General features: G+C 50.6%; 9 protein-coding genes. All 9 read left to right on the top strand.

All coding sequences use genetic code 11. The annotated features are described in order from the left end of the window. The first annotated feature begins 77 nt into the window (after positions 1–77). The 9 genes from rffG (at position 78) to RRV97_RS08845 (ending at position 11,647) form a co-directional block, all read left to right on the top strand. Entirely contained in the window at positions 78–1,145 is a 1,068-nt protein-coding gene (rffG, locus tag RRV97_RS08805; protein ID WP_315611307.1) for a dTDP-glucose 4,6-dehydratase, read from the top strand. Between the two features lie 70 nt (positions 1,146–1,215). Continuing rightward, the gene (gene rfbA, locus RRV97_RS08810; protein ID WP_315611308.1) at positions 1,216–2,082 is read left to right on the top strand and encodes a glucose-1-phosphate thymidylyltransferase RfbA; all 867 of its coding nucleotides are present in this window, start codon (positions 1,216–1,218) and stop codon (positions 2,080–2,082) included. Positions 2,083–2,135: 53 nt separating this feature from the next. Continuing rightward, positions 2,136–2,678, top strand: coding sequence for a dTDP-4-dehydrorhamnose 3,5-epimerase (gene rfbC, locus RRV97_RS08815; protein ID WP_254343201.1), 543 nt, complete (start codon positions 2,136–2,138; stop codon positions 2,676–2,678). A gap of 55 nt (positions 2,679–2,733) precedes the next feature. Next, positions 2,734–3,855 carry a stealth family protein gene (locus tag RRV97_RS08820; protein ID WP_315611309.1) on the top strand — a complete coding sequence of 374 codons (1,122 nt, stop codon included), beginning with the start codon at positions 2,734–2,736 and terminating at the stop codon, positions 3,853–3,855. A 44-nt stretch (positions 3,856–3,899) separates the two neighbouring features. Next, positions 3,900–5,924, top strand: a complete 2,025-nt coding sequence (locus tag RRV97_RS08825) for a capsular polysaccharide biosynthesis protein (protein ID WP_315611310.1) — start codon at positions 3,900–3,902, stop codon at positions 5,922–5,924. 136 nt (positions 5,925–6,060) lie between these two features. Then, positions 6,061–7,320, top strand: coding sequence for a capsule biosynthesis protein (locus RRV97_RS08830; protein WP_315611311.1), 1,260 nt, complete (start codon positions 6,061–6,063; stop codon positions 7,318–7,320). A 361-nt stretch (positions 7,321–7,681) separates the two neighbouring features. Then, positions 7,682–9,088: a tetratricopeptide repeat protein gene (locus tag RRV97_RS08835; protein WP_315611312.1), complete on the top strand. Its 1,407-nt coding sequence runs from the start codon at positions 7,682–7,684 to the stop codon at positions 9,086–9,088. Positions 9,089–9,304: 216 nt separating this feature from the next. Continuing rightward, positions 9,305–10,519 carry a sodium/glutamate symporter gene (gltS, locus tag RRV97_RS08840; RefSeq protein WP_315611313.1) on the top strand — a complete coding sequence of 405 codons (1,215 nt, stop codon included), beginning with the start codon at positions 9,305–9,307 and terminating at the stop codon, positions 10,517–10,519. A 105-nt stretch (positions 10,520–10,624) separates the two neighbouring features. Continuing rightward, positions 10,625–11,647, top strand: a complete 1,023-nt coding sequence (locus RRV97_RS08845) for a lysozyme inhibitor LprI family protein (RefSeq protein ID WP_315611314.1) — start codon at positions 10,625–10,627, stop codon at positions 11,645–11,647. Positions 11,648–11,689: the final 42 nt, after the last annotated feature.

Genomic DNA, 11,689 nt, shown 5'->3' on the forward strand with positions numbered 1-11,689 from the left:
CGGCTTCTTTAATCTGAAAAACATACATTCTGTCTGCTATAATCCGTTTATATTATTTTGACTATCCTCTGAAACTTATGAAAAAAATCCTTGTTACCGGCGGCGCTGGCTTTATCGGTTCTGCCGTTGTCCGTCATATTATCCAAAATACCCAAGACTCTGTCGTCAATGTCGATAAGCTGACTTATGCCGGCAATTTGGAATCTTTGGCCGAGGTAGCCGATAATCCTCGCTATGCTTTTGAGCAAGTGGATATTTGCGACCGAGCCGAACTCGACCGCGTATTCGCACAACACCAGCCGGATGCCGTGATGCACTTGGCAGCGGAAAGCCATGTCGACCGCTCTATCGATTCGGCAGGCGAGTTTATCCAAACCAATATCGTCGGCACATTCAATCTGCTTGAAGCGGCACGCGCCTATTGGCAACAAATGCCGTCTGAAAAGCGCGAAGCCTTCCGCTTCCACCATATTTCCACCGATGAAGTCTATGGTGATTTGCACGGCACAGACGATTTGTTTACCGAAACCACGCCATACGCGCCGTCCAGCCCCTACTCTGCCTCCAAGGCGTCCAGCGACCATCTCGTCCGCGCATGGCTGCGTACTTACGGTTTGCCGACCATTGTAACCAACTGCTCCAACAACTACGGCCCTTACCATTTCCCGGAAAAACTCATTCCTTTGATGATTCTGAACGCGCTTGACGGCAAACCGCTGCCTGTTTACGGCGACGGAATGCAAATTCGCGACTGGCTGTTTGTCGAAGACCACGCACGCGCGCTGTATCAGGTTGTTACCGAAGGCGTTGTCGGCGAAACCTACAATATCGGCGGCCACAATGAAAAAGCCAATATTGAAGTCGTCAAAACCATCTGCGCCCTGCTGGAAGAGCTTGTTCCTGAAAAACCGGCCGGTGTGGCGCGTTATGAAGATTTGATTACTTTTGTACAAGACCGCCCCGGCCATGACGTGCGCTACGCCATCGACGCTGCCAAAATCGGCAGGGAGCTGGGCTGGAAACCGCAGGAAACATTCGAATCCGGCATCCGCAAAACAGTGCAATGGTATTTGGACAACAAAACCTGGTGGCAAAACGTATTGAACGGCAGCTACCGTTTGGAACGTTTAGGAACAGGAAAATAAGTTTTCAGACGGCCTTCTCAGTCAGAGAGGTCGTCTGAAAATTAAAAACACACCCCTTCAGGAGAAACTTATGAAAGGCATCATCCTTGCCGGCGGCAGCGGCACACGCCTCTACCCCATCACGCGCGGCGTATCCAAACAGCTGCTGCCCGTGTACGACAAGCCCATGATTTACTATCCCCTGTCCGTATTGATGCTGGCAGGAATCCGCGATATTTTGGTGATTACCACGCCCAAAGACAACGCCTCTTTCAAACGTCTGCTCGGCGACGGCAGCGATTTCGGTATTTCCATCAGTTATGCCGTGCAACCCAGTCCGGACGGCTTGGCACAGGCATTTATCATCGGTGAAGAATTTATCGGCAACGACAATGTCTGCTTGGTTTTGGGCGATAATATTTTCTACGGCCAATCGTTTACGCAAACATTGAAACAGGCCGCCGCCAAGACCCACGGCGCAACCGTATTCGGTTATCAGGTCAAAGACCCCGAGCGTTTCGGCGTAGTCGAATTTGACGAAAACTTCAACGCTCTGTCTATCGAAGAGAAACCGCAACAGCCCAAATCCGATTGGGCGGTAACCGGCTTGTACTTCTACGACCAACGCGTCGTCGAGTTCGCCAAACAAATCAAACCGTCCGCCCGCGGCGAATTGGAAATTTCCGATCTCAACCAAATGTATTTGGAAGACGGTTCATTGTCGGTACAACTTTTGGGACGCGGTTTCGCATGGTTGGACACCGGCACCCACGAGAGCCTGCACGAAGCCGCTTCATTCGTCCAAACCGTGCAAAACATCCAAGACCTGCAAATCGCCTGCCTGGAAGAAATCGCTTGGCGCAACGGTTGGCTTTCCGATGAAAAACTGGAAGAGCTTGCACGCCCGATGGCGAAAAACCAATACGGCCAATATTTGCTGCGCCTGTTGAAAAAATAATGTTTGAGGCCGTCTGAAACTTTTCAGACGGCCTTTAGATGAAAGATAAAACGATGAACATCATTGATACCGCCATTCCTGACGTAAAACTGCTTGAGCCGCAAGTCTTCGGCGACGCGCGCGGCTTTTTTATGGAAACCTTCCGCGACGAGTGGTTCAAAACCCAAGTCTGCGACCGCACCTTCGTGCAAGAAAACCACTCCAAATCCAGCAAAGGCGTATTGCGCGGCCTGCACTATCAAACTGAAAACACACAAGGCAAACTCGTGCGCGTGGTTGTCGGCGAAGTATTCGACGTAGCCGTCGATATGCGTAAAGACTCCCCCACGTTCGGCAAATGGGTAGGCGAGATCTTGTCCGCAGAAAACAAACGCCAACTGTGGGTACCCGAAGGTTTCGCTCACGGCTTCTATGTACTGAGTGACGAAGCCGAGTTCGTCTATAAATGCACGGATTATTACAATCCCAAAGCCGAACACTCGCTGATTTGGAATGATCCGACCGTCGGTATCGACTGGCCGCTGCAAGGTGAGCCGAACCTGTCGCCTAAAGACTTGGCAGGCAAAGTATTGGCCGAAGCCGTCACGTTTGAATGACTTCAAAACATAACAGAATCAACTGTTTCTATTTTGTAGTATTAGAAAGTTTCAAATGAATTTAAATAAAATTAGAAAATTTTTTAGAGAGCCCCATATTTTCTTTAGGGATTTTCTAAATAAACGCTTTCCTCCTTATAATGTAGAACAGCCTATTCCTGAAACTGAAGAATTTACTCTGATCAATGCAGATGCCAATCTTGCATCGCTCACAGAAAACGTTTTGCCAAACTTTCCCATCGATGTTGTTTTTACTTGGGTCGATAATACCGATAAAGCATGGCAAGAACAGTATTACCGTACCCTGCAGCCCATTGATCAGAAAGATATCGGCCTGTATGCGACCGACCCTGCCCGCTTTTCCAACCATAATGAACTTTTTTATTCAGTACAGGCCGTACAGAAGTTTATGCCGTGGGTCCGCAATATTTTTATTGTAACGGCGGATCAAAAACCCAAATGGTTAGATGAAAACACCCATTCTAAAATTAAATTAATCAATCATTCGCAAATTATTGACGCCAAATACTTACCAACGTTCAATTCCCACGTCATTGAAGCAAACTTATATAAAATTCCAGATTTAAGTGAACATTTTATTTATTTCAATGATGATGTTTTCGTTGCAAGACCACTGACACCTAACCACTTTTTTGAAAATAATGGCTTGGCTTCCCTATTTGTTGCCAATAAAAGTTTTCAAAAAATGCGTCAACGGGGTCTAATCACACCGACATTGACCGCATCAGAACACGCATTAAAGCTCTTAAAAAGACATTATCCGACAATTAATATCAATACACCGCTAGTACATACTTACGTTCCACTACGAAAAACATCCTTTCAAAAAGCATGGTCATTATTTGAAGATGAAATAAATTCTTTTCTAAATAACAAGGTACGCCATAATTCTGAACTTAATATGGCCAGTTTTTTAGTACCTTGGTTGATGTACCTTGACGGATATGCCACACCGAAACGTGAAATTTGCTACTATTTCAATATACGCAGTTCACACGCCCAGACTCAATATAAGAAATTGTTATTCAAGAAGAAATACCTTCATATGCCCCACTCCTTCTGCATTAACGATTCAAGCAGTAATAATGCGGATAAAAACTATGCCCTACATTTCCGAAATTTTATGGACACTTACTTTGAAATAGAGGCAGAATAAATTCTTACATTAATGACATTTGATAGATAACATAATAATTTAAAATGATTTTTTCAACATTCGGCCTATTTAGACAACGTCTCTTGCTAACCAAATTTTTAGATAAAATTTCAACGGATAAGACCGCATTATTTTGGGGCAAGAAACATCCCAAACGCAGAAAATTAGCACATATCTTAAGATTGCCCCTGCTCAATCTTGAAGACGGCTTTTTACGTTCAGTCGGACTGGGCGTCTCCGGTTATCCGCCCTACTCCATCGTCTATGACGACATCGGTATCTACTACGACACCACGCGTCCTTCGCGTTTGGAACAACTGATTCTCGCTGCCGATACTATGTCGTCTGAAACCTTGGCTCAAGCGCAGCAGGCGATGGATTTCATCCTGCAACACCACCTGTCCAAATACAACCACGCGCCCGAACTTTCAGACGATCATCCTTTGCGTTCCCCATCCAAGCCCGAAACCGTCCTCATCATCGACCAAACCTTCGGCGATATGGCCATCCAGTATGGCGGCGCAGACGCCTCTACGTTTGAATTGATGTTTCAGACGGCCTTGAATGAAAACCCGCAAGCCGATATTTGGGTTAAAACCCATCCCGATGTTTTGTGCGGCAAAAAACAAGGCTATCTAACCCGGCTGGTGCAGCAACACCGCGTCCATCTTCTGGCAGAAGACATCAATCCGATTTCTTTGTTGCAAAACGTCGATAAAGTTTATTGCGTTACCTCGCAAATGGGTTTTGAGGCGCTTTTGTGCGGCAAACCGCTGACCACTTTCGGTCTGCCGTGGTACGCCGGATGGGGAGTGAGCGACGACCGCCACCCACAAATCGACAGCCTTGTTCAAACCCAACGCCGCACCCCCCGCAACTTGCTGCAGCTCTTCGCCGCGGCCTATCTGCAATACAGCCGCTACCTCAACCCCAATACCGGCGAAGCAGGTAGCCTCTTTGATGTCATCGACTATCTGGCGACGGTCAAACGCAAAAACGACAAATTGCGTGGCGAGTTGTATTGCGTCGGCATGTCTTTGTGGAAACGCGCAGTTGCCAAACCGTTCTTTAACGTACCCTCATGCCGTCTGAAATTTATCTCCTCCACCCAAAAACTGGCCGGGGTCAAACTATCCGACGATGCACGCATCCTCGCCTGGGGCAACGGCAAAGAGGCCATCGTCCGTTTTGCCGAACAACACCACATCCCCCTGTTGCGCATGGAAGACGGCTTTATCCGTTCGGTCGGGCTTGGTTCTAATTTAGTCCCACCGCTGTCGCTCGTTACCGACGATATGGGCATTTATTTCAACGCCGAAACCCCGTCCCGTCTTGAACATATCCTGCAAAACCAAGACTTCGACAATCAAGACTTTCAGACGGCCTTGAAGCTGCAAAAAATGCTGACCGAAAACCACATCAGCAAATACAACGTCGGCAGCTCGGACTTTACCGCCCCATCAACCGACAAAACCGTAATCCTCGTTCCCGGTCAGGTTGAAAACGATGCGTCTATCCGCTACGGTTCGCCCAAAATCTACCGCAATCTGGATTTGCTCCGTACCGTACGCGAACGAAACCCCGACGCCTATATCATCTACAAACCGCATCCCGATGTAGTCAGCGGTAACCGTATCGGCCATATCTCCCCTGAAGATACGGCACGATATGCCGACCAAACCGCCGAACAGGCCGACATCCTGACTTGTCTCCAACACGCAGACGAAGTTCACACCATGACTTCGCTGACCGGTTTTGAAGCCTTGTTGCGCGGCAAAAAAATCAGCTGCTACGGCCTGCCTTTTTACGCAGGCTGGGGGCTTACCCAAGATCTGCTCCCTATTCCGCGCCGCAGCCGCAGGCTTGAACTTTGGCAGCTGATCGCCGGCACGCTCATCCACTACCCCGACTACATCCATCCCGAAACCCATCAGGCCATCAATGCGGAAACCGCTGCCCAAATCCTGATACGACAAAAAAATATGCAAAAAAACAACAACGGATTACATCGCGGGTACTTTGCCAAAAAATTAGGTAAAATCAAACAACTATATCGATCTTTTAAATAAATGCCATCAAAATTAACAATACGTCATAAACCGGCTTCAATTGCGGCATCATTGCTTTTGCATCGTTAATACGCTTGGCGTATGCTTAAAAGTTCAACCCAAAACTATTACACAAAAAACAAAATCACATTGCGACATGAAACAGCCCGTCCTCCCAAACAACCTGCAAAACTTACTTGAAAGCGCAGAAAACATCCTGCTGCTTCAAGGCCCTGTCGGCGATTTTTTTCAGCGCCTCGCCGGCTGGCTGACCGCAAACGGCAAAACCGTGCATAAATTCAACTTTAATGCAGGCGACGACTATTTTTATCCGCCCACTCAAGCGCATACCGTTGCGTTTAACGACAGCTACGATGCCTTTCCCGAATTTTTGCAAAAATACATCGTTCAACATCACATCCAAGCCGTTGTCTGCTTTGGCGACACACGCCCTTATCACGTCATTGCAAAACGCATTGCAAACGAAAACCAAGCCAGTTTCTGGGCATTTGAAGAAGGCTATTTCCGCCCCTACTACATCACATTAGAAAAAGACGGCGTCAACGCATTTTCTCCGTTGCCGCGCCGTACCGACTTTTTTCTGGAACAATTCCCCAAGCTGGCCCAACAAGAATACAAAGCGCCGACACCGGTACGCGGCGGGTTTACGCCTATGGCCAAAAACGCCGTCCGTTACTATATCGAATTGTTCCGCAACCCGAACAAGTACCCGAACTACATCCACCACCGCGCATCCAATGCCGGCCATTACCTCAAACTGTGGTCAATCTCCATCCTCAAGCGTTTGAACTACTATATTGAAGACATCCAAATCGCCAAACGCGTGGAGGCGGGCAAATACGGCAAGTTTTTTATTGTTCCCTTGCAGGTATTCAACGACAGCCAAGTCCGCATCCATTGCGACTTTTCCAGCGTCCGCAGCTTCCTGCTCCATGTTTTGGCCTCCTTTGCCGCGCACGCGCCTGCCGATACCAACCTCATCATCAAGCATCATCCGATGGACCGCGGCTTTATCGACTACTCGCGCGACATCAAACGCTTTATCAAAAAACACCCCAAACTCAAAGGCCGTATCACTTACGTCCATGATGTCCCCCTGCCCGTTTTCCTGCGCCACGGCCTCGGCATGGTTACCATCAACAGCACCAGCGGCCTGTCCGGCTTGATCCACAACATGCCTGTCAAAGTCCTCGGCCGCGCCCATTACGACATTCCCGGCATAACCGACCAAAATACCTTGGCAGAATTTTGGAATCATCCGACACCGCCTGACAGCGACCTGTTCCATGCCTACCGTATGTACCACCTCAACGTAACCCAAATTAACGGCAACTTCTACAGCCAGGTGTTTTTCCCCGACAAAAAAACCTCCGACTCTTCCACTCCGACAACCTGACTTAGCAAAAATAATTCAGGCCGTCTGAAAAACATTTCAGACGGCCTGAAACAATCAACATCCCAGCCGCCGTCATGTAAACAAACCATAAAAAACCGCATTTATCATTAACAATAAATTACAAAAACAGTATAATGACCAAGCTGTCATGAACGCATGCCGACTCAAGCCGAAAGCTTTGTAACGTACTGAATAGAGATGTTTCCCCAGGAAAATAATACAACAAGCCAAACATCTTTAAAGGCAGGCCGCTAAGGCAACTGAAAAACTGTGCCGAACCCTATTTTTTTACAAAGCCATCGACCGGCATCGCCGTCTATATGCCGCAGCACCCGTCTTCCACTTTATCCGCCCGCAAACCATGACCGCCGCTCCTGAAATCCTCTACCGGCAAGCCGCCGCCCTTTTGGAACAATCCCATACCGCCCAAGCCCTGCCCCTGTTGCAACAGGCGGCAGAGCAAGGTTATGCGGAAGCTGCTTTCGTATTGGGCAACCATCTGCTACAAAACGGCCAACCGGAACAGGCACTTTCATGGTTGGAAGCCGCCGCGGCCCAACGCCATCCCAAAGCGCTCTTCTCCCTGCTGCAACAGCGCGAACACAACGGCACCCCGACCGGACAGCTTCTTAACGACTATGCCTGGCTGGGTGAGCAGGGACACCCTGAAGCCCAATTAATCCTCATGCGTTACCACGCGCAACGTAACGACCCACAATCCCTCTACTGGGCGGAGCTTGCTGCCGCCCGATATGCCGCGCCCGCGTATTACCATCTGGCGCGCCATCATCAACGCCAAGGCGACGTTGCGACAGCCGTCGAACAATACGAAAAAGCGGCCGCCCTCGGCGTGACTGCCGCCTGTTGGCAACTCGGTCAAATCTACTTCTACGGCACAGGCATCAGCCCCGACCACGCACAAGCCGAACAATACCTCGAACAAGCCGCGCAAGCCGGCCACATCGCCGCACAAACCCTGCTGGCCGACCTTCTTGCCGCCCAACGCCGACCCGAAGCCTTGGAATGGTATCATCGTGCCGCCGACAAGGAACAAGCGGAAGCTCAAACCAAGCTGGCACAATACGCCCTGACCGGAGAACTTTCCGAACGAGACCCGTTCCAAGCGGCACGCTACGCCAAAGCCGCCGCCGAGAAAAACCATCCCGAAGCCTTGAAAATCATGGGCGACCTCTACCGCTACGGCCTCGGCATCAAAGCCGACAACCATGTCGCACATGATTACTACCACCGTGCCGCCGCGCTGGGTTCTGCCGCCGCCGCACAAAAACTCATCAGCGATGCCGCGCTGTACCATCCGCAACAATACGAACAAATCAAAACAGCCGCCCTGCAACAGCAACAAACCGAGACTGCATACCGTTTGGCGGAAGCACAAGCCCGCGCCATCGGCCGTCCTGCCGACTACAATGCCGCGCGCAAAAATTACATGGAAGCGGCCGAGTTCCATCATAAAAATGCGGCGGCGGCCTTAGGCCGCATCTACCATTACGGCCTCGGTACGGCGCAAGACCCTCGTGCAGCCGCCCACTGGTACGCCATCGCTGCCGAACAAAACCACCCTTCCGCCCAATACCACCTCGCCTGTTTCTACTATCACGGGCAAGGTGTAAGCTGCCATGTTCCGACTGCCTGCTACTGGCTGCAGGCCGCCATCGGCAACGGGCATACCTCGGCCGGGTTATTAACATCCCTCTTAGAACAATGGCGCCGCGAAGCGCATCATGCCATCGGGGAAAAGGCCGTCTGAAAAGATTTACACACGCATTTTTTGACAATCTTTAACTATTCCCCTAATATTTGCCAGTTATTTTTCACGGACAAGCCATCGTTTTCATTTCTTTCCGGAAACACCTTGTCCGCGCATCAATACCATGACACTCGGCGGATAACGCCAAGCGTTGAAACACACTACATCCGGAAAGAAACGGATACTCGGAAAAACATTTCTAGGAGGTGAAACAACATGGAATGGGAATTCAACAGTTATTACACACTGATTGCCGCCACGCTCGTGTTGCTGGTTGGTAAATTTCTGGTTCAAAAAATCAAATTCTTACGAGACTTCAATATTCCCGAGCCGGTCGCCGGCGGTCTGGTTGCCGCTATCGTCCTGTTCGCCATGCACGAAGCCTACGGCGTCAGCTTCAAATTTGAAAAACCGCTGCAAGATGCGTTCATGCTTATCTTCTTTACATCCATCGGTTTGAGCGCCGACTTCTCCCGTTTGAAAGCAGGCGGTTTGCCTTTGGTTATCTTTACCGCCGTGGTGGGTGCATTCATCATCGTCCAAAACTTCGTCGGTGTCGGTTTGGCAACAGCATTGAATCTGGATCCACTGATTGGCCTGATTACCGGTTCGATTACCCTGACCGGTGGTCACGGTACCGCCGGCGCATGGGGTCCTGACTTTGAAAGCAAATTCGGCCTGACCGGCGCAACCGGCTTGGGTATGGCTTCCGCCACCTTCGGCCTGGTATTCGGCGGCCTGATCGGCGGTCCCGTTGCCCGTCGCCTGATCAACAAAATGGGTCGCAAACCTCTGGAAACAAACAAAAAACCAGTTGACAACGACCAAACCGACGACGTCTTCGAAAAAGCACAACGTACCCGTCTGATTACGGCTGACTCCGCTGTCGAAACGCTCGCGATGTTTGCCGCATGTTTGGCTTTTGCCGAAATCGTCGACGGCTACGACAAAGCCTTCTTCGACCTGCCTAAATTCGTATGGTGTCTGTTTGCCGGCGTAGTCATCCGCAACGTCCTGACTGCAACCTTCAAAGTCAATATGTTCGACCGCGCCATCGACGTATTCGGTAACGCCTCCCTGTCGCTCTTCCTCGCCATGGCCCTTCTGAACCTGAAACTGTGGGAATTGACCGGTCTGGCAGGCCCGGTAACCATCATCCTGGCCGTACAAACCGTCGTCATGATTTTGTACGCAACCTTCGTTACCTACGTCTTCATGGGCCGCGACTACGACTCCGCCGTCTTGGCAGCCGGCCACTGCGGTTTCGGTTTGGGCGCCACCCCGACTGCCGTTGCCAATATGCAGTCCATTACCCAAACTTTCGGCCCTTCGCACAAAGCCTTCCTGATTGTGCCTATGGTGGGTGCGTTCTTCGTTGACCTGCTCAACGCCGCCATCCTCTCCGGCTTCGTCAGCGTCATCAAAGGCTGATACGTCCGACATAGAAAAGCACTTGCCGCATTTACTTGCTGCAAGTGCTTTTGCTATGATAGGCACGTCAGGCCGTCTGAAAGGCCGTCACCTTCAGGAGTACCTATGTACAAAAAAACCGCTTCCGTATTGATTTTAAGCACGATTCTGCTTGCCGCATGCAGCAAAGAAGAGCCCAAAGCCGCACTTGATTGCGCCCAACCGGCCACACTGCAAAACATCCGTACCACCATCGAAGACACCCTCAAACAACAAGCGCGCTCCTTCGCCCGCAATGACAACCGCCAATTCGTCGACGCCGATAAAATCATCGCCGCCGGCCTCGAATTAGAAACCCTGCTTGAAGACCCCAAAGAAACCGAAGACGACGGCAAAGCCATCTGCCGCGCCAACCTCAAAATCCGCATTCCCGACACCATCCTCAAAACAGCCATAGACAACAGTCCGCTGATTTACGGCAGCACCCCGTTGGCCGACATACTCGAACAAAAACTGATGGGCAGCAACCTGACCTTTGAAAACAACACGTTCAGCACCACCCTGCTCTACACCCCCGACAAAGACGGCAAACCGATTTTCGAAGACAATACCCTGAGTTCCACCGCCCAAACCCTTTCCGCCACCCTGCTGCCCTACGGCGTGAAAAGCATCGTCATGATAGACGGCAAACCCGTGTCCAAAGAGCAGGCCATCAAACTGCTGCAAAACCAAAACACGGAAGAACCGCCCACCCCCAATCCGCAAGACATCCTTGAAAACAACGCCGCCAGCCAGGCTGCCGGCCTGACCGATGACGGCGACGATTCAGATTACGAAGTCCTGCGCCCCGACCATGAAACCCAACGCAACGAGCCGCCCGGCCTCAGCCAAAGCGAACTTGACAACGCGCGCGCGCAAAACCGTCAGGCGGACGGCGAGATCAACGACCTCTGGGGCGGCATGGACAGCGACGTCAAACAACAAATCCTCGGCGAGCAACGCGCCTGGATTCAAAGCAAAAAACTCAACTGCCAACAAGCCGCCGCGTCCGCAGACAATGCCGCACAAGCAGAATACCTGCGCCTGCAGTGTGAAACCCGCATGACCCGCGAACGCACGCAATACCTGCGCGGCTATTCCATCAACTAAAACCGATAAGGCCGTCTGAACATTCAGACGGCCTGCACGAAA

Origin of the sequence: Neisseria sp. DTU_2021_1001991_1_SI_NGA_ILE_055, assembly GCF_032342915.1 — a bacterium.
GTDB lineage: Bacteria > Pseudomonadota > Gammaproteobacteria > Burkholderiales > Neisseriaceae > Neisseria.

Coding starts and splice junctions, on each gene's coding strand:
- rffG (WP_315611307.1), top strand. CDS start 78: ATGAAAAAAATCCTTGTTACCGGCGGCGCTGGCTTTATCGGTTCTGCC.
- rfbA (WP_315611308.1), top strand. CDS start 1,216: ATGAAAGGCATCATCCTTGCCGGCGGCAGCGGCACACGCCTCTACCCC.
- rfbC (WP_254343201.1), top strand. CDS start 2,136: ATGAACATCATTGATACCGCCATTCCTGACGTAAAACTGCTTGAGCCG.
- RRV97_RS08820 (WP_315611309.1), top strand. CDS start 2,734: ATGAATTTAAATAAAATTAGAAAATTTTTTAGAGAGCCCCATATTTTC.
- RRV97_RS08825 (WP_315611310.1), top strand. CDS start 3,900: ATGATTTTTTCAACATTCGGCCTATTTAGACAACGTCTCTTGCTAACC.
- RRV97_RS08830 (WP_315611311.1), top strand. CDS start 6,061: ATGAAACAGCCCGTCCTCCCAAACAACCTGCAAAACTTACTTGAAAGC.
- RRV97_RS08835 (WP_315611312.1), top strand. CDS start 7,682: ATGACCGCCGCTCCTGAAATCCTCTACCGGCAAGCCGCCGCCCTTTTG.
- gltS (WP_315611313.1), top strand. CDS start 9,305: ATGGAATGGGAATTCAACAGTTATTACACACTGATTGCCGCCACGCTC.
- RRV97_RS08845 (WP_315611314.1), top strand. CDS start 10,625: ATGTACAAAAAAACCGCTTCCGTATTGATTTTAAGCACGATTCTGCTT.